The organism is Pseudoalteromonas apostichopi, assembly GCF_030297135.1.
GTDB classification, from domain to species: Bacteria; Pseudomonadota; Gammaproteobacteria; order Enterobacterales; family Alteromonadaceae; genus Pseudoalteromonas; species Pseudoalteromonas apostichopi.
Genome location: NZ_AP028065.1, coordinates 2,289,547 through 2,305,673 on the forward strand (window position 1 = coordinate 2,289,547; position 16,127 = coordinate 2,305,673).

The following is a 16,127-nucleotide window of genomic DNA, read 5'->3' on the forward strand; positions in this document are numbered from 1 at the left end:
AGTTGCGTCGAATTGCAGGGTTTACCTTAATCGAGTTAATGGTTGTGCTAAGTGTTATTGGCATTATGGCAGCCCTTGCTTTTCCGTCATTTAGTCAACAGATCTTGCAAGATCGCGTTGTAACTACCTCAAATCAATTAAATAGTGTCTATAAGTTTGCACGCAGTGAAGCGGTAAAGCGTGACAAACCTATTAACCTAGTTGTTAGCAATAAGAACTGGCAAGTGACCCTCAATGAGGGCGGGGCAGACACGATTTTGAAAGAATTTTCGATCACTAAAAGCGGTGTTACTGTCAACTTGGAGGCACTGGCAATTAGCGCCAGTGGCGAAGTCGATAAACAAGCTGAAATTTTAGTTAAAGATGAGCACACAAATACCACAGACTACATAATGTGTGTGCTTAAAAGTGGTCAAAACTGGTTAGTTGAAAGTTCACAGCGAGGATGTGCATGAATAAGCAGGCAGGCTTTTCATTATTAGAGGTGATGATTTCAGTGGTGATTGCTGGAATCGCATTATTAGGGTTGGCTGCTGCGCAGCTCAAATCGCTGCAATATGCAACCAATAGCTTTAATTACACCGTGTCACTCATTCAAGGCCAAAATACTATTGAGCGTTTGTGGCCGCGCATTTGTGAAATTCAAAAAACTAATACCGCACTTTTTCAAGACGCGACTTTTAGAGCTTCGCTAGCACCACAAGTCAGTGATTATCAACTGACTATCCCAGCTAATTACAGTGATGATATGCAAATTAATGTCGCTTGGGTTGATAAGCGCATGACAGACAGTGCAGAAAATCAAATTAGTCTAAATGCCAGTTTCCCAGACTTAACGGCTGTATGCTCATGAATAAACGCGCTCAGGGCTTTACTTTAGTTGAACTTATGGTGGCATTGGCTGCAGGCGCTTTTTTACTAGCTGGAGTGAGTTTGTCTTACTCGGCGATTAAAAGCACTGTTGAAGTGAGTAAAGAACTCGAAAACGCCCAAGAGGTGATTCGCTATACCAGTAAAGTATTCAATCGTAGCATTAAGCAAACTCAGTTAGCTCCGATCATAAGTGCTGATAAAAGCACGATTACTATTACTCAGCCTAGTGGTGTTATTGCCTGTGATGGCTCTGCGACAACAGCGCAAGTGATTGAGGTCTATAGCTTAAATGGTAGTAATTTAATGTGTTCACTCGATGGCGCTACTGCTGAGCGATTACTCACAGGTATCGAAACTTTATCATTTGATATCGCTGGTGAGCTTGTCACAGTAACTGTGAAGCCAAATGATTTACCTGCGCAATTTGGCAATGGCATCAATATTGATATTGCTCTAACAAATGTAATATTAGTTAAAGCATACGGAGCAGGTAGTGTATAAAAAGCAAGGTGGTTTTACTCTAATTACAGTTTTGATCTTGACCAGTATGGCCAGTATCGTGGTGCTTAGTTCGCTGCGCGAGAACGTCGTTCAAGAGCGCTTAAGTGGTAACTTTCAAAAGAAATTAAATAGTCGCTTATTGGCTGAAAAAGGTGTTTTTGAACAAGCTAAGTTATTACAACAAACCTTGGATGAGGAAGGTGTATTAGCGGTTGAAGATTTGATCAGTAAAACCAGTCATGCATCTGGTTCAGGTGTTATCGCTGATGATGCAATTTTTAATGCAAGTTTAAGTCAAAATGCTGCAGGTGAGCTAGAAATTGCAAGCCTAGGACAACGATTTGATGGCGATGCACAAAGTAACTTAGTTGCTCGTTTTGCAGTGCAAGGCGCGAAGGGAAGTTCGATTTTCACGAATGCTATGGTGGGTTGTAAAGGGGTTAACTTGTCTGGCAGTGGCAGTATCGACAGCTATGACTCTAGCAAAGGCACTTACGAAGAAACTAAGTCAAATGATGGCGATGTTTCAACGATTGCTGGCGATTCAGATGTGGTGCTATCGGGTCATTCACCGATAAAAGGCGATGTTAAAGCGACCGGGGTGATCTACTTAAATGGTTCATCACCGATTATTGGTAACATCCATTCAAATACCGGTGTTTATATTTCTCCAGGCAGCGGTTTACGTGTTGACGGTAATGTATATACCCGAGGTTATTATACGCATCGTGGCGGGACAGTTTCGGGGGTAGTGCGAGCGAATGGTGATGCAAAAATGCAGTGGTCAACATTCATCACGAATAGCCAAGCTGAAGCGTTAGATATTATGTATGGTGGCTCAGGCGATTTTAAAGATACCTACAATAATCAACAGGATGGTGTGCACTACAGTGATAGCAAGTTTAATGTAAACCCGAATGTTGAACCGATAACCGTTGCTGACCCAACTGCGCCAGATTATGACCCTACAAACCCAGATACGAGTTGTGATCCTTTGATATTGCCAGAGAAAATGGCAGACATCACGGATCAAGTGAGCAGTTATGGTTCTGTTGCTATAGGCCCTACGCAACAATTTAAGCTAAATACCGAAAAGGGTTATTACAGTAGTGGTGGTAGCCAAGTGATTTTACCAAGCCTTGCTGATATTTTCTTGTTTAACTCTAAAGCTCAGAACCAAGCCAATGGTAGTAATAGCAAAGAGTATATTTTTTCACTTGATAGACTCAAGATGACCAGTGACGGCAAAATGGAAGTGTCTGGTGGTGATGTTATTTTACTGATTGATGGTGACTTTTCGATGGAAGGGGACACCAGTCTAACAATAAAAAAAGATAGCAGCTTAACGGTGTTATTAACCGGAAAAGTAAATATTGGTGCAGGCGCAAAAGTAATTACTGAGCAAGAAGGGCTAACCACCAGTGGTCATCCTTCGTTATCATTCTACTCATCATTTAATGGTGTAAATGGTGTACAATTTAGCGGCGCTGCTAATTTATATGCGGCTATTTATGCGCCTTTGACTACGGTGAAATTGTCAGGTAGTGGTGAGTTGTTTGGTAGTGTACGTGGCTCAACAATTACCGCATCGGGGGGCAGTGGCGCTCACTATGATGCTGGTCTATTACAAGTACAAAATGGTGGTACACCAGCCTCTCCAGCACGCATCGTATTTTTAGGTTGGAGCTATAAAACCACAGAAACAACCGAAGAAGAAAACGAATCATCCCCTGCCGAATAACGCAAATCCCCAAATAAAATTGTGTAAGCTCAATTATTTGTAGCTTACACAAAAAAAATTAATTTCATTTAAACCTTTTGAATCCCTCCTTACGTCTAATACACTAAATTCACAACAATAATCATAAAGGACAACATCCAGGATGTTGATAGATGCAGAACAAGCGTTCGCCCAGCAAAGTGAGCATGCCTTGATAGAGCGCGTAAAAAGCGGTGATCAAGCTGCCTATGCAACACTTTATGAGTTGCATGTGAAGCGGGTTTATAGCCTTTGTTTGCGATTGCTTGCAGATAAAGAGCACGCTGAAGATGCAACACAAGAAGTGTTTGTACAGTTGTGGCACAAAATCGCGAACTTTGATGGACGCTCACAATTTTCGACTTGGTTACATAGTGTTACCAGCAATATTGCGATTAGCTACATTCGCAAACATAAAAGCTGGTTTCAAAAAGTAGTGAGTTTTGAACAAAGTGGTATGGATGAGCAAAGCGCAGCAGATTGCGACGGCTTTAACGGCCTCGACAAATTAGTACTGAGACTACCTGAGCGAGCACGTATGGTTTTTGTGCTTCATGCGATCGAAGGCTATCGCCATGAAGAGATAGCAAGCATGCTTGATATGGCTGTAGGTTCAAGTAAGTCGCAATTTCACCGTGCAAGGCAGTTATTAAAAGAGTGGTATGAAAATGAGTAAGCCAGAATTTGAACAATTTTTAAATGACTCGCTTAATCAAAAGCAAGATATTAGTCCAGAAAAAGACCTTTGGCCGGGAATTGAGCGAGCAATTGCAAGGCCGCAAACACAGCATATTGATAAGCCAACTAATGGCTGGAATAAACTCGCTGCTGTTGCCGCTTGCTGTATTGCAGCCCTTTTGACTGTGCAGCTTTTTGTTGGCCAAGGTGAGTCAAATAGCATGATGGCAATGAGCGATTATTTTACTAAGCAAAAGCAAGGTTTGTTGGTGCAGTATCAAAATCAACCAGCTTTAACCGACAACTGGCAGCAACAACTAAAAGAGTTAGAAGAAGCCGAAAGTGCCATTAAGCAAGCACTAGAGAATGAACCTGAAAATCCAGCTTTATTACAAATGCTATCGCAGGTTTATCAGCAACAACTGGACTTAATTAACAAGGTGCATGCACCGAAGTGGCAAACGATTTAGGAGTGACAATTATGAAATTACTAACCTTAACTTTAGGATTACTGCCACTGATGGCAATGGCAGGACAAACCATTAATGAACAAATTGATGTACCTGCAAATAAACGCATTTTTATTGAAAACCAACGTGGTGATGTACGCATTGAAGGGTGGGATAAACCACAACTTAAAATCGAAGGTGAGCTTGACGATAAAGCACAAGGCTATCGTTTAGATGTAGAAGGCAGCCGTGTTGAATTTATCGTAAAAATGCCGCGTAACATACGTGGTTGGAATAATGGCGACGGTTCACGTTTAACCATTTATATGCCAAAAAGCAGTGAGCTTGAATTTGCGGGTGTGAATGTAACGGTCAGTGCCAAAGAACTTGAAGCGGGCGCAGAGATTGATACTGTTAACGGCGATATTACAGTACAAGATATTAGCGGCAACATGAGCTTTGAAACGGTAAATGGGGACGTAAATGCCCATGACCTGAACGGTGATATTCGCTTTGAAACTGTGAATGGCGAAATTAATGATAAAAACTCGCAAGGTGCTTTACGCTTTACCGCGGTGAATGGTGACATTAAGTCAAAGACCAAAGCGCAAGATGTTCGTCTTGAGAACGTAAATGGTGATATTGACTTTGCTTTTGATGCGATTAAAAAACTGCGTATTAATACGGTAAACGGTGAGGCCGAAGTTCACATTAATAAGCTACTTGATGATGCTAATATTCGTTTTGAGTCGGTTAGTGGTGATGCTGAATTTTACTTCCCTGCTAATGTGTCAGCAAAGTTTGAAATTGAAGCTCACGCTAATGGTAAAATAGTCAATGAACTGAGTGACGACAAAGCAACAAAAGCGAAGTATGGCCCATCAAGCGACTTAGAATTTAGTATTAACGGTGGGGATGCTGATATCGAAATGGATACGATTAGCGGCCGCATTGAACTTCGTAAACAGAAATAACGATTAGAGTTACAATAAAGCGGGAAGACTTCCCGCTTATACCAATCGTGTTAAGTTATTGGTCTTAAATAGCGACAGATAAATGAAGTGATAACAAGGCAGAAATTTTGACATGTAGTTACTCTACTTTAGACATTTCTAACGCAGTTAGCGCTTTATTTAGCACGCTAGAATGACCAAATATTTAAGTCGATTGGTATTTACTATTTGCACAGCCTTAGCAAGTCGATAGAATAGAGCCATTCAATTTTAGTTTTGTGAAGTTATGGCCAAACCAGATAAGCAAGTCGATACGTTAAAAGTCCCTCCTCATTCAATAGAAGCTGAGCAATCTGTTTTAGGTGGTTTAATGCTTGATAATCAAGCGTTTGACCGTGTTGCTGAGTTAGTGGTTGCTCAGGATTTTTATACCCGCACTCATAAGCTGATTTTTGAAGCTATGGTAAGCCTTGCTGAAGGCGGTGATCCAATCGATTTGATCACTATTTCTGAGAGCCTTGAGAAAAATAACCAGTTAAGTAGTGTTGGTGGTTTTGCCTACCTTGCTGAAATAGCCAAGAATACGCCAAGTGCAGCAAATATTGATGCCTACGCGAATATCGTGCGTGAGCGTGCTGTTATTCGAGAAATGATTGGTGTTGCCAATGAAATTGCCGAAGCGGGTTTTAGCCCTGAAGGGCGAAATAGCCATGACCTGCTTGATTTTGCTGAAAGTAAAGTATTTAAAATTGCGGAGCAGCGTACTAAAAGTACCGAAGGCCCACAAAACTTACATAGTATTTTAGAAAAAACCGTTGATAAAATTGAAGAGCTTTACCAGTCGCCGCAAGATGGTGTAACTGGTGTGAGTACAGGCTACACCGACCTAGATAAAATGACAGCGGGTATGCAGCCTTCAGATCTTATTATTGTGGCGGCACGTCCATCGATGGGTAAAACTACCTTTGCGATGAACTTGGCTGAACATGCTGCTATGACGCAAGATAAGCCTGTACTTATTTACTCACTAGAGATGCCATCAGAGCAAATTATGATGAGGATGCTGGCATCGCTAGGTCGCATTAACCAAACTAAAGTTCGTACAGGTCAGCTTGATGATGACGATTGGGCGCGTCTATCCTCAACCATGGGCTTGTTGATGGAAAAAGGTAAGATGTATGTCGATGATGCATCGGGCCTAACACCAACGGATGTGCGCTCTCGTGCTCGTCGTATTGCTCGCGATCATGGCGGTATTAGCATGATCATGGTCGACTACCTACAGTTAATGCGTGTTCCAAGTTTGTCAGATAATCGTACGTTAGAAATTGCTGAAATCTCACGTTCATTAAAAGCACTAGCAAAAGAACTGCAGTGTCCGGTTATTGCACTGTCTCAGCTTAACCGTACCCTAGAGCAACGTGCCGATAAACGTCCAATCAACTCCGACTTACGTGAATCAGGCTCAATCGAGCAGGATGCCGACTTAATCATGTTTATTTACCGTGATGAAGTTTATAACGAAGATAGTGCTGAAAAAGGTGTGGCAGAAATCATCATAGGTAAGCAGCGTAACGGTCCAATCGGTAAAGTACGCTTAACTTTCCAAGGCCAATTCTCGCGTTTTGATAACTACGCGGGCCCAGCTATGGACGACGAATATTAATGCGCCTAGCCATTGCCGAAATCAACCTACAAGCGCTTGCTCATAACTTAGCGCAGGTGAAGCGCTTTGCGCCCGGTTGCAAAGTAATGGCGGTGCTAAAAGCTAATGCATATGGCCATGGTTTAGTTAAAATTGCCCAATACCTAAATGATGCAGACGCATTTGCAGTCGCACGCATTGACGAAGCGTTAGCGCTGCGTGCCGGTGGGCTGACAAAACCTATTGTATTGCTTGAAGGGTTTTTTCATAAAGATGATTTACCTATCTTGCTTGCTAATAACTTTCAAACCATCATTCACGATGAAAATCAGCTCGCAACGCTTGAAAACACAGCTCTTGATGCACCTATTGCTTGCTGGTTAAAAGTTAATACTGGCATGCATCGCCTTGGTATTGCACCATCACAATTTGAGTCTTTCTACAGCCGTTTAAAAGCAAGCTCGAATGCCCGTGATGACATTAAACTAATGACCCATTTTTCGTGCGCCGATGACATCAATGATGAAAAAACCGCTCAGCAAATTGCTTTATTTGACTCATTAGCTGATGGCAAAAGCGAGCAGCATTGTCTTGCAAATTCAGCGGGAATTATTGCTTGGCCAAAAGGGCATGGCGAGTGGGTACGCCCTGGGTTGATGTTGTATGGTGTATCACCAATGCTAAATAGCATTGGTCAACAGCATGGTTTAGAGCCGGTTATGCGCTTAACTACGCGTGTTATAGCAATACGCGATGTCGATGCTAATCAATGTGTTGGTTATGGTGGTCGTTGGCATAGCGATAAACCCACTAAGCTTGCTGTGGTCGCGATGGGTTATGGTGATGGTTATCCACGTCATGCTGAGCAAGGCACACCAGTGGTTATTAAATCACAACGCTATGGCATTGTTGGTAGTGTGGCGATGGACATGATCACGGTGGATATTGGTGATAACAGCGACAACATCAAAGTCGGTGATGAAGTGATCATGTGGGGGCCAGAGCTTCCCGTTGAAGAGATTGCCCAGTGTGCGACAACCATTCCTTACGAGTTACTGTGTAATATCACCCCACGAGTAAGCTACGAGTATCAAGAGTAACTTTGTTACTCTTTAATAAAATACACGTCACTGAACCCCATTCGTGCGAATTCTTGGTCACGAAAGTTACGTACTGCTGAAGAGCCTTTTGAAGTCATTTCTACTTGCTGCTCCATCTTTAAATAGTTGGTTAAATCAATGCCTTCAGCTGCAGCGATCGCATGGTACATATCGCGGTATTTATCTTTTGCAAAATTGATTTCGCGAGGCTGGTTTTTAAATTTGTAAGTGATGCGGCGTGCCATAATGAATCCTCAATGTTTATCGCGGCTGATTTTACACTAAAAAATAGCCATAGCCATGACTTGTTAGTATAAGCGGGTTACAATGCAATACTTTTCAAAGACTCGGTAAATCATAATGAAACTTTCAGTAGAGATCAGTAAGTACCCACTACATCAAGACTACATTCCGTTTATCAAAGGTTTTATTGACCGCGTAAACAGTTACGAAGGTCTTAAAGTGATCACCAATACCTTATCAACTCAGATTTTCGGTGATTATGATTTAGTGATGTCTGTACTTAATACTGAAATCAAACGTTCTTATGAAGAGTTTGGTAAAGCTATTTTTGTCTGTAAATTCTTGCATGGTGACTTGTCGCCTAGCGAAGACTAAAATCTAAAGTAGCGCGTGTTATGGAATTTTTGAGCGAAACCTTCTCTGGCTTTACTGCCATGTCGCATTGGGAATATATTGCCGTTGCATTGTCGATGGCGTACTTACTTTTAGCGATTAAAGAAAGCTTATGGTGTTGGCCAGCCGCGTTTGTTAGCACCTTTATTTATACCGTAATGTACTGGAATGGCGCACTGTTAATGGAGTCGCTACTGAATTTTTATTATATGTATATGGCAGTGTATGGTTGGGTGGTTTGGCGTCGGGGTATAAACAATAAAGATCAACTGCCCATTATTTCATGGTCGTTAAAGCGTCATGCAGTGATTTTGTTTGCAACCTCTGTGGCCTCAGTTGCTATTGGTTTCGTGATGACCAATTACACTCACGCTGATTTTGCCTATTTAGATAGCTTTACTACGTGCTTTGCGGTGGTGACGACTTATCTTGTTGCTAAGAAGGTACTGGAAAACTGGTTGTACTGGATTGTGATTGATGCAGCGTCCATGTATTTATACTTTGAAAAAGGGTATTACCCAACCTTAGTACTTTTCGTGTTTTACACCATTATGGCCGCGTGGGGCTTTAAAACATGGTATGAAGAGTACGAGCAGCATCAGGCTAAACCGCTTGCACAGTTATAGATGAAAACTGAGCAACAAATTCACGCGCTTTTTACGCGCTTCAACTCAAATTTAGTTATTACCTCAATCAGTCCGCTGGTTGAGGGGCTAAGCAATGACAACTACTTGGTAAAAACATCAAATCAAGCTTTCTTGGTTAAGCATTATCGAGACCACTGGCCGGCGATTGGTCTTGCTGCGCAAGCCCATTTTGCAAAGCAAAGTTGCTGTCCAGCACCACTTTGGTTAGAACAAGCAACCGATACTGTTATTTTCGAATACGTGGCAGGGAACATTGCCAGCGGTGAATTTTGTAATAGCTTACTACCCGATTTAGTTAATTTACATCGTTACCCTGTGCTTACCGAGCCGATGGATATTGCGTACGAAATTAACTACTACCAGCAAACACCCCGGTACCAGCAACATGCTGAGTTAATTAGGCAGTCACTGGCTTATATTGATGGTGCACCTAAAGACATGGGCTTTTGTCATAATGATTTAGTGAAAGAAAATATTATTGTGAATGAATCGGGTATGTTTTTAATCGACTTTGAATATGCCAAAAGTAACGATGTTTATTTTGATTTGGCTGCGCTGGTGGTGAGCTTTACGTTAAATGATGAGCAGCAACTAGCGTTGCTTAAACGCTATCAAGCGTTAGTGTGCGACCATCACGCGTTTAACTTATCAGTTGAAAAGCTGGCAGCGTTTCATGCGCTGTTTTTACTTTTATGTATTTGTTGGTATGAACAACGTGGAGCGGTGGATAAAGTGGCGCCACTGCTTACACAGCTTAACCACTTCATAGAAAAAGTTAAAAATTAAAGACCGCCAATTCGCTCGGCAAGTTCTTTATATTTTTTTACGTCTTCTGGATCAAACAAAGGTTCACCTTTGTCATCTTGTGATTTCGAGATCAGTAAATGTTCGCGAGCAAGACGTTTTACGCGTTCGACTTTTACACCTAAAAACTCCGCGACTTGCTCTGTAGACATTAAACTCATGATCAAATTCCCCTTACATGGCTATACAGCCACCTTGTTATTAATTTTATTAAGTATACGTTAATACCTTGGTTCTGCACGAAAGTGAAGTGTTTTAATGCAAATTGCTGAATTTATGTGCATATAAAGGTCTCGATGCTAGCATTTAGGGCAAGATGCCATTATCATTGCCGGGTTGTCATGCTGATATCGCGAGTTAGCATTGGCGACGACAAATGTGCTCTCGTGGTGAAATGGATATCACGTGGCCCTCCGGAGGCTAAGTTGCAGGTTCGATCCCTGCCGAGAGCGCCATTTGCTCTTCACTTTAATATCTTCTAAGCTCGATTTATTCCTTAAGTAATCTCAAAAAAGCCAATGACTTATCAACCTATCGACTGTGGCGACTACGATAAATACGAATTATGGTGCATGCATAAGTCCCTATTACGAATTTCCTTAGTATCTGGTGAACCGTTAGAGGGAAAGGCTGAGAATCTTAAAATAATTAACCCAGAGGGCGAGCACTTAATTTTGAGCACCAAAAAAGGCGAACATGCCGTTCGCCTTGATTTAATTAAAAAGGTTGTCGAGCTATAGCCATTTCTTATTTTTAAAGTAAATGCCAATCCCTACGGTAAGCACCACCAAGAAAATAATAAACAAACTAAATGCATAAGGGCTTTCAGTGCCCGGAATACCACCTACGTTTACACCCAGTAAACCTGTTAAGAAGCCGAGTGGTAAAAATAGTGCTGCAACCACCGACATTACATACATACGTTGATTTAGTTGCTCAGACACTTGGCTTGTAATTGCTTGTTGAATAATTTGCGCACGTTCAATTGAGCTATCTAGCTCTTCTAAGTAACGGATCAACATATTGGTTGTTTCGTTTAAGCGTGCCTTATCGTCTTCATCTAACCACTTATACTTATTGTTTAATAAAGTGATAAGAGCTTCTTTTTGTGGTCTTAAATAACGTTTTAACGCGATTGTCTGGCGGCGTATTTGTGCTAATGATTGATGATCAAAGCCTTTATTAGGTTCGTCAATTTCATCTTCAAAGCCATCGAGTGTGTCATCTAAACTGTCAATAACAGCTTGCATACGCGACGTTAGGTTTTGCGCCAATTGGCAAACTAATTCAGAGATTGAACATGGGCCATTGCTGCCATCGAACGACTCAACAACATCTTGCACCGATAATAAACGGCGCTTACGCGTTGTGATCACGATGTTTTCGTTAATGAATAAGCGTAACGAGACCATGTCTTCTGGGCTTTGCGCAGGGTTTAAGTTAACCCCACGCAAAAATAGCATATTACCATGAGTGACTTTGCTTAAACGTGGACGTGTCTCATCAGCAATCAGGGACTCAAGCTCGAAATCTGTTAATAAGTTACTCTGCTCAAGCCATTCAACGGCCTCAGCTTGGCTATAGTCCATGTGCACCCAAAGTTTTCCGTGTTCAGGTTGCCAATTTTGCAGCTCAGTACTATTTTCAATAGCACGTGCACCGCCTTGTTCGTCTAAAATTAAGACATGAAGTAACCCATTGATCATATTGAACTCTCGTTTTACAAATAGTGCGATATAGTTGATGATAGTTTAGCCTACGTCAATTAAATCGACTTATCGAGTGGATAAATATATTTCGTTGGTGTTTCTAGCTCCGTAGCGTATAAGACACTTTTTTAAAGAGGGCACATTAATGAGCGCAAAAATTATTGTTGGCTGGCGAGAATGGCTTGGTCTGCCTGAACTGGGAATCGAAAAAATCAAAGCAAAAGTTGATACCGGAGCAAGAACCTCATGTATTCATGCTTTTGACATTGAGGAATTTTCAGAAAATGGCGAAGCATGGGTGAAATTTTCTACCCATCCTCTACAAGACGATGTAGAAACAACGGTAGAGTGTCGCGCCAAAGTAGTTGAGCGTAAGTATGTGACCAGTTCAAGCGGTCAGCGTGAGCTACGCTACTTTATTGAAACAAAATTAGTCGCAGGAACCCAAAGCTGGCCTGTAAGGGTGACTTTAAGTAACCGTTCAACAATGAAGTTTAGAATGTTGTTAGGGCGTACAGCAATGGAAAATCGCATAGTCGTTGATCCGGCTTTATCTCATTTATTATAGAAAAAGGACTTATCACACGTTGCTACGTGTATGAGTTTATCAGTTAAGGTTTTTAACTATGAAACTTGGTATTTTATCTCGCAACCAAAATTTATATTCAACACGTCGCTTAATTGAAGCTGCAGAGCAGCGCGGCCATGAAGTGAAAGTAATTGATGCACTTCGTTGTTATATGAACATCAATTCAGAGCAGCCAGAAATTCATTACCGTGGTGAAAATTTAAAAGATTTTGATGCTATCGTGCCGCGTATTGGTTCGTCAGTGACCTTTTATGGCTGTGCGGTATTACGTCAGTTTGAAATGATGGGTGTATTCCCTGTCAATGAATCAGTGGCGATCACTCGCTCACGCGATAAGTTACGTTCACTACAGCTACTTTCGCGTAAAGGTGTAGGTATGCCAGTGACAGGCTTTGCAAGTAAACCAGATGATGTAAAAGACTTACTAAGTATGGTGGGTGGCACACCAGTCGTTATTAAGCTACTTGAAGGTACGCAAGGTATCGGTGTGGTATTAGCTGAAACACGCAAAGCTGCAGAAAGTGTTATCGAAGCATTTATGGGCTTAAAAGCCAATATCATGGTGCAAGAATACATTAAAGAAGCGGGCGGTGCTGACATTCGCTGCTTCGTATTAGGCGATAAAGTAATTGCGGCGATGAAGCGTCAAGCGCAAGAAGGTGAGTTCCGTTCTAACTTACACCGTGGTGGTAGTGCGACGTTAGTGCGTATTACTCCAGAAGAAAGAAAAACGGCTGTTGCAGCAGCAAAAGCGATGGGTTTAAACGTAGCGGGTGTTGATTTACTTCGCTCTGCACGTGGTCCGTTGGTCATGGAAGTAAACTCATCACCAGGTCTTGAAGGTATTGAAGTTGCAACCGGTAAAGACATTGCAGGCATGATTGTCGAGTTTATTGAAAAAACAGCGGCATCAAAAAGAACTGCAACTCGTGGTAAAGGTTAAGCCTTTACCCATAGGAAAATAAGCGCTCTATTAAAAGGAAAAGTGCGTGGCTAAGGTTAAGAAAAATACACCGTTTTCAATTTTAGGCGATACGGTGGGGGTTGGCGAACGTAAAACATTTGCGATTGAAGCTGCCAAGCTTTATACCCACTCGCCGTTAAATATTCCGATAGAAGTTGTCAATGGTGTGCAGCAAGGCCCTGTATTAATGGTGTGTGCTGCAATTCACGGTGACGAGCTCAATGGTGTTGAGGTTGTTAGGCAGTTACTGGCAAAAATCGACCCAGAGCAATTGCGCGGTACTATTATTGCGGTACCGATTGTGAATGTGTTTGGCTTTATTCACAAGTCACGCTATTTACCAGACCGCCGTGACATGAACCGCAGTTTTCCGGGCTCAACACGAGGCTCGTTAGCAGGGCGAATGGCGAATGCGTTTTTTACTCAGGTGGCAATGCATTGTACGCATATTATTGATTTGCACACAGGTGCAATTCACCGAACTAACTTGCCACAAATTCGTGCCAATTTGAGCGACCCTGCAACGGCAGCTATGGCAAAAGCGTTTGGTACTCCAGCGGTGATTGACGCGTCACTTCGTAATGGTTCATTACGCAGTGAAGCCGCCAATTTAGGAATACCCGTTATTACCTATGAAGCCGGCGAAGCGCTACGCTTTGACCCAATTGCCATTGCAGCAGGTGTGCAAGGTGTTGACTATGTGATGCGCCATTTAAAAATGGTACGCGGCAAGCGTGCTAAAAAGCTACCGGAGCCAGTTATTGCAAGCTCGACAAGTTGGATACGTGCCGAAGTTGACGGTATTGTTCGTGCGCAAGTGTCACTGGGAGAGCGAGTAATGAAAGGGCAGGTTTTAGCTTATATTAGCAGCCCCCTTGGTGATGCTGAGCTTGAACTACTCGCGCCTCGCAGTGGTATTGTGATTGGTCAACAAACTATGCCGCTGGTAAACGAGGGAGATGCTGTATTCCACCTTGCTTACTTTGCTCACGCAAACAGCCTAGTTGAACAACAGCTCGAAAACTTTATTGATGAAATAAGTGATATTGAAGACGAGTTAAAAACCGCAGATTTAAATAACTAGCAGATAAATATTTCTAGAAAAAGCCGCAATCGCGGCTTTTATTTTTGCTGGAGGTTAATTACAGATATTTCTGATTAACCAGGTGTTGAATTAACTTTTCTAGTGTTTAAAATAGAGACGAATGGAATCGGTAAATTAATAAGGAAATTACCATGTCAGCACATGCTCGCCGTGCAATTGCACAAAGGCAACGCCAGAAACAAATTCAAAACATACTCGCCAGTAATAATCATACAATGTTAATCATGAACTCAGCGGAGTTTGTTGACTACATTATTTCTGTAAAAATGAAGCAGGGGTATTCTCGCTTTCAAGCTGTCGAATGGATTGACGAGCAGTTACAAGAATATAACTCTGTTTCTAATAAATGGGAAAGAATTAAAGATGATTTAAAATTCGGTGCTGGCTTATATCCATTATTTGATGATGTAAAATCTCTCACAGTATTAGCTATGGCACTTAAAAATCAGGGAAATGTATTCGGCAAGTTCAAAATTAAAGTGTACAACGGCTCGCCAGCCATAATTATAGACTCATACCCACGAATTCGTGAACACTTAACAGGGACTCGGTATTTAGCTAGTAACCCAAAACTATTTACTGTTGGTGTGGGTAGGTTAGAAGCGGCAAAGTCAATGAAGGGTGGATTTATTGTTACTTTAATCATATCTGTCACTTTCCATGCTTTAGATCAGGTTCTTAGGGACGAAAAAACATGGCATGATTTTGTTGCCGGTGTTGCTGTCGATATGGCAATTGTCGCGGCGAGTATAGCTGCAACAGGATTAATTTTAATGGGCGCAACAGCTATGGGCTTAGTTATAACTTCAGCTGTTATACCACTCATTGTTGTTGTTGCAGTTGGAACGGTTACAACACTTCTAGCTTCAGCTTTTACAGAAGAGATTAATAAAATAACAGACAGTACAGCTAATACACTTCGAGACTTCGAAGAAAAAGTAATTTCTGAAACTATTAAGTTAATGCCTGACAAAAATTATTATGAAAAATATCCTTGCGATGGATTTTATGATTACGTTTACTCTCTATTTGGCGTACCAAAATTAAATATTAGAAGAAGTAGAGGTAACTCATGCCATTATTAAAGTGGGAGAAATCAGATGAAAAATTTTCAGCTCTTGAGGTCAAAGCTAAGTTTTTAATATTTATAACGATTATTTTTTTAAGCTTTATTGCAGTATTAATAATGTATGCATCATATAAAGGATTCAATGAGCATGTTTTTTTTGATAAAGATTATTACTATATAAGTGAAGTAGGGTTACAAGCTCCTGGCTTTTTCATATTGCCGCTCCCGCTTTTTATGATAATTGCAGGTGTTCAGAAGATCTTTAATTATAAAAATGAAAAAACATTTTTGCTGATGATAAAGTCAACGTTAGCAGGTATAGTTTTGTACTTTATTTCGTCGATTGTGTTGAGTTTTTACATTGAAGCAAACTTAAAAAACCATGGCTATACTTACTGTTCGTGGTATAAATTTTCCCCTACACGCTCCCCCGATGTATGGCTAAAAAATAGTGATCTATGTTTGAAAGTTCATCATTATGTTGTGTCAGATGTTAAAGAGTGGTTTGAGTGGCATAATGAGCAAGGTATTGAGCCTCAACTTGATGAACTTAAGGCCTTTATAGCTAAAACAAATAAGGAGCAAGGTCGCTAACGGACTATTTTAGACTAGCAGACACTTTTAGTGTGATTCAAAAGCCGCAATC

Annotated in this window: 21 protein-coding genes and 1 tRNA gene; 19 read left to right on the forward strand and 3 right to left on the reverse strand. The window is 41.4% G+C overall.

Features of this window, described 5'->3' with window-relative positions; translation table 11 throughout:
- The first annotated feature begins 2 nt into the window (after window positions 1-2).
- From QUE86_RS10300 to alr, 9 genes are all read left to right on the forward strand, one after another.
- Window positions 3-455, forward strand: coding sequence for a GspH/FimT family pseudopilin (locus QUE86_RS10300; protein ID WP_286257029.1), 453 nt, complete (start codon window positions 3-5; stop codon window positions 453-455).
- Window positions 452-853, forward strand: coding sequence for a type IV pilus modification PilV family protein (locus QUE86_RS10305; protein ID WP_130049750.1), 402 nt, complete (start codon window positions 452-454; stop codon window positions 851-853). Before QUE86_RS10300 ends, QUE86_RS10305 begins: the two co-directional genes overlap by 4 nt.
- Window positions 850-1,374: a prepilin-type N-terminal cleavage/methylation domain-containing protein gene (locus QUE86_RS10310; protein ID WP_250661636.1), complete on the forward strand. Its 525-nt coding sequence runs from the start codon at window positions 850-852 to the stop codon at window positions 1,372-1,374. The genes QUE86_RS10305 and QUE86_RS10310 overlap by 4 nt, the downstream gene beginning before the upstream one ends.
- Window positions 1,367-3,115, forward strand: a complete 1,749-nt coding sequence (locus tag QUE86_RS10315; RefSeq protein ID WP_286257034.1) for a DUF7305 domain-containing protein — start codon at window positions 1,367-1,369, stop codon at window positions 3,113-3,115. The genes QUE86_RS10310 and QUE86_RS10315 overlap by 8 nt, the downstream gene beginning before the upstream one ends.
- A 142-nt stretch (window positions 3,116-3,257) precedes the next feature.
- On the forward strand, window positions 3,258-3,809 hold the full coding sequence (locus QUE86_RS10320; RefSeq protein ID WP_054554197.1) for an RNA polymerase sigma factor: 552 nt from the start codon (window positions 3,258-3,260) through the stop codon (window positions 3,807-3,809).
- Entirely contained in the window at window positions 3,796-4,281 is a 486-nt protein-coding gene (locus QUE86_RS10325) for a hypothetical protein (RefSeq protein WP_175580504.1), read from the forward strand. Before QUE86_RS10320 ends, QUE86_RS10325 begins: the two co-directional genes overlap by 14 nt.
- An 11-nt stretch (window positions 4,282-4,292) precedes the next feature.
- Entirely contained in the window at window positions 4,293-5,234 is a 942-nt protein-coding gene (locus QUE86_RS10330) for a DUF4097 family beta strand repeat-containing protein (protein WP_286257039.1), read from the forward strand.
- 265 nt (window positions 5,235-5,499) lie between these two features.
- The gene (gene dnaB / locus QUE86_RS10335; RefSeq protein ID WP_130049746.1) at window positions 5,500-6,879 is read left to right on the forward strand and encodes a replicative DNA helicase; all 1,380 of its coding nucleotides are present in this window, start codon (window positions 5,500-5,502) and stop codon (window positions 6,877-6,879) included.
- On the forward strand, window positions 6,879-7,958 hold the full coding sequence (gene alr / locus QUE86_RS10340) for an alanine racemase (RefSeq protein WP_130049745.1): 1,080 nt from the start codon (window positions 6,879-6,881) through the stop codon (window positions 7,956-7,958). The genes dnaB and alr overlap by 1 nt, the downstream gene beginning before the upstream one ends.
- Before the next feature lie 5 nt (window positions 7,959-7,963).
- Here the strand turns inward: alr and QUE86_RS10345 are convergent, their stop codons facing one another.
- Entirely contained in the window at window positions 7,964-8,203 is a 240-nt protein-coding gene (locus QUE86_RS10345; RefSeq protein ID WP_062567354.1) for a DUF2960 domain-containing protein, read from the reverse strand.
- A gap of 115 nt (window positions 8,204-8,318) precedes the next feature.
- On the opposite strand from QUE86_RS10345, the gene QUE86_RS10350 reads away from it, so the two are divergent.
- The 3 genes from QUE86_RS10350 to QUE86_RS10360 are packed head-to-tail and all read left to right on the forward strand — an operon-like array spanning window position 8,319 to window position 10,027.
- Window positions 8,319-8,576, forward strand: coding sequence for a YkoF family thiamine/hydroxymethylpyrimidine-binding protein (locus tag QUE86_RS10350; protein WP_054563401.1), 258 nt, complete (start codon window positions 8,319-8,321; stop codon window positions 8,574-8,576).
- Window positions 8,577-8,596: 20 nt separating this feature from the next.
- Window positions 8,597-9,220, forward strand: coding sequence for a nicotinamide riboside transporter PnuC (pnuC, locus tag QUE86_RS10355; RefSeq protein ID WP_130049744.1), 624 nt, complete (start codon window positions 8,597-8,599; stop codon window positions 9,218-9,220).
- Window positions 9,221-10,027, forward strand: coding sequence for a phosphotransferase family protein (locus QUE86_RS10360; RefSeq protein ID WP_130049743.1), 807 nt, complete (start codon window positions 9,221-9,223; stop codon window positions 10,025-10,027).
- Here QUE86_RS10360 and QUE86_RS10365 read toward each other — a convergent pair.
- Window positions 10,024-10,206: a helix-turn-helix domain-containing protein gene (locus QUE86_RS10365; protein ID WP_054563404.1), complete on the reverse strand. Its 183-nt coding sequence runs from the start codon at window positions 10,204-10,206 to the stop codon at window positions 10,024-10,026. The genes QUE86_RS10360 and QUE86_RS10365 overlap by 4 nt on opposite strands.
- A gap of 219 nt (window positions 10,207-10,425) precedes the next feature.
- Between QUE86_RS10365 and QUE86_RS10370 the strand changes: the two genes are divergently transcribed.
- Window positions 10,426-10,500, forward strand: a tRNA-Arg gene (locus QUE86_RS10370).
- A gap of 117 nt (window positions 10,501-10,617) precedes the next feature.
- Window positions 10,618-10,785 (forward strand): hypothetical protein, encoded by a 168-nt coding sequence (locus QUE86_RS20035; protein WP_353506593.1) that lies wholly within the window; start codon window positions 10,618-10,620, stop codon window positions 10,783-10,785.
- Here the strand turns inward: QUE86_RS20035 and zntB are convergent.
- Window positions 10,780-11,751: a zinc transporter ZntB gene (zntB, locus tag QUE86_RS10375; RefSeq protein ID WP_130049741.1), complete on the reverse strand. Its 972-nt coding sequence runs from the start codon at window positions 11,749-11,751 to the stop codon at window positions 10,780-10,782. The genes QUE86_RS20035 and zntB overlap by 6 nt on opposite strands.
- Before the next feature lie 148 nt (window positions 11,752-11,899).
- Here zntB and QUE86_RS10380 point away from each other — a divergent pair, with 148 nt between their 5' ends.
- The 5 genes from QUE86_RS10380 (at window position 11,900) to QUE86_RS10400 (ending at window position 16,075) form a co-directional block, all read left to right on the forward strand.
- On the forward strand, window positions 11,900-12,322 hold the full coding sequence (locus QUE86_RS10380) for an ATP-dependent zinc protease family protein (protein ID WP_130049740.1): 423 nt from the start codon (window positions 11,900-11,902) through the stop codon (window positions 12,320-12,322).
- Between the two features lie 58 nt (window positions 12,323-12,380).
- Window positions 12,381-13,286 carry a 30S ribosomal protein S6--L-glutamate ligase gene (rimK, locus tag QUE86_RS10385; protein ID WP_062567363.1) on the forward strand — a complete coding sequence of 302 codons (906 nt, stop codon included), beginning with the start codon at window positions 12,381-12,383 and terminating at the stop codon, window positions 13,284-13,286.
- A 46-nt stretch (window positions 13,287-13,332) separates the two neighbouring features.
- Window positions 13,333-14,391, forward strand: coding sequence for a succinylglutamate desuccinylase/aspartoacylase family protein (locus QUE86_RS10390; protein ID WP_062565957.1), 1,059 nt, complete (start codon window positions 13,333-13,335; stop codon window positions 14,389-14,391).
- A 152-nt stretch (window positions 14,392-14,543) separates the two neighbouring features.
- Window positions 14,544-15,497, forward strand: a complete 954-nt coding sequence (locus QUE86_RS10395; RefSeq protein WP_286257060.1) for a hypothetical protein — start codon at window positions 14,544-14,546, stop codon at window positions 15,495-15,497.
- Complete coding sequence (locus tag QUE86_RS10400) at window positions 15,485-16,075, forward strand: DUF1240 domain-containing protein (protein ID WP_286257062.1); 591 nt, start codon at window positions 15,485-15,487, stop codon at window positions 16,073-16,075. The genes QUE86_RS10395 and QUE86_RS10400 overlap by 13 nt, the downstream gene beginning before the upstream one ends.
- The last annotated feature ends 52 nt before the right edge of the window (window positions 16,076-16,127 follow it).

Coding starts and splice junctions, on each gene's coding strand:
- dnaB (WP_130049746.1), top strand. CDS start 5,500: ATGGCCAAACCAGATAAGCAAGTCGATACGTTAAAAGTCCCTCCTCAT.
- QUE86_RS10330 (WP_286257039.1), top strand. CDS start 4,293: ATGAAATTACTAACCTTAACTTTAGGATTACTGCCACTGATGGCAATG.
- QUE86_RS10395 (WP_286257060.1), top strand. CDS start 14,544: ATGTCAGCACATGCTCGCCGTGCAATTGCACAAAGGCAACGCCAGAAA.
- QUE86_RS10360 (WP_130049743.1), top strand. CDS start 9,221: ATGAAAACTGAGCAACAAATTCACGCGCTTTTTACGCGCTTCAACTCA.
- QUE86_RS10365 (WP_054563404.1), bottom strand. CDS start 10,206: ATGAGTTTAATGTCTACAGAGCAAGTCGCGGAGTTTTTAGGTGTAAAA.
- QUE86_RS10310 (WP_250661636.1), top strand. CDS start 850: ATGAATAAACGCGCTCAGGGCTTTACTTTAGTTGAACTTATGGTGGCA.
- QUE86_RS10320 (WP_054554197.1), top strand. CDS start 3,258: ATGTTGATAGATGCAGAACAAGCGTTCGCCCAGCAAAGTGAGCATGCC.
- QUE86_RS10345 (WP_062567354.1), bottom strand. CDS start 8,203: ATGGCACGCCGCATCACTTACAAATTTAAAAACCAGCCTCGCGAAATC.
- QUE86_RS10305 (WP_130049750.1), top strand. CDS start 452: ATGAATAAGCAGGCAGGCTTTTCATTATTAGAGGTGATGATTTCAGTG.
- QUE86_RS20035 (WP_353506593.1), top strand. CDS start 10,618: ATGCATAAGTCCCTATTACGAATTTCCTTAGTATCTGGTGAACCGTTA.
- pnuC (WP_130049744.1), top strand. CDS start 8,597: ATGGAATTTTTGAGCGAAACCTTCTCTGGCTTTACTGCCATGTCGCAT.
- QUE86_RS10400 (WP_286257062.1), top strand. CDS start 15,485: ATGCCATTATTAAAGTGGGAGAAATCAGATGAAAAATTTTCAGCTCTT.
- zntB (WP_130049741.1), bottom strand. CDS start 11,751: ATGATCAATGGGTTACTTCATGTCTTAATTTTAGACGAACAAGGCGGT.
- QUE86_RS10325 (WP_175580504.1), top strand. CDS start 3,796: ATGAAAATGAGTAAGCCAGAATTTGAACAATTTTTAAATGACTCGCTT.
- alr (WP_130049745.1), top strand. CDS start 6,879: ATGCGCCTAGCCATTGCCGAAATCAACCTACAAGCGCTTGCTCATAAC.
- QUE86_RS10350 (WP_054563401.1), top strand. CDS start 8,319: ATGAAACTTTCAGTAGAGATCAGTAAGTACCCACTACATCAAGACTAC.
- QUE86_RS10380 (WP_130049740.1), top strand. CDS start 11,900: ATGAGCGCAAAAATTATTGTTGGCTGGCGAGAATGGCTTGGTCTGCCT.
- rimK (WP_062567363.1), top strand. CDS start 12,381: ATGAAACTTGGTATTTTATCTCGCAACCAAAATTTATATTCAACACGT.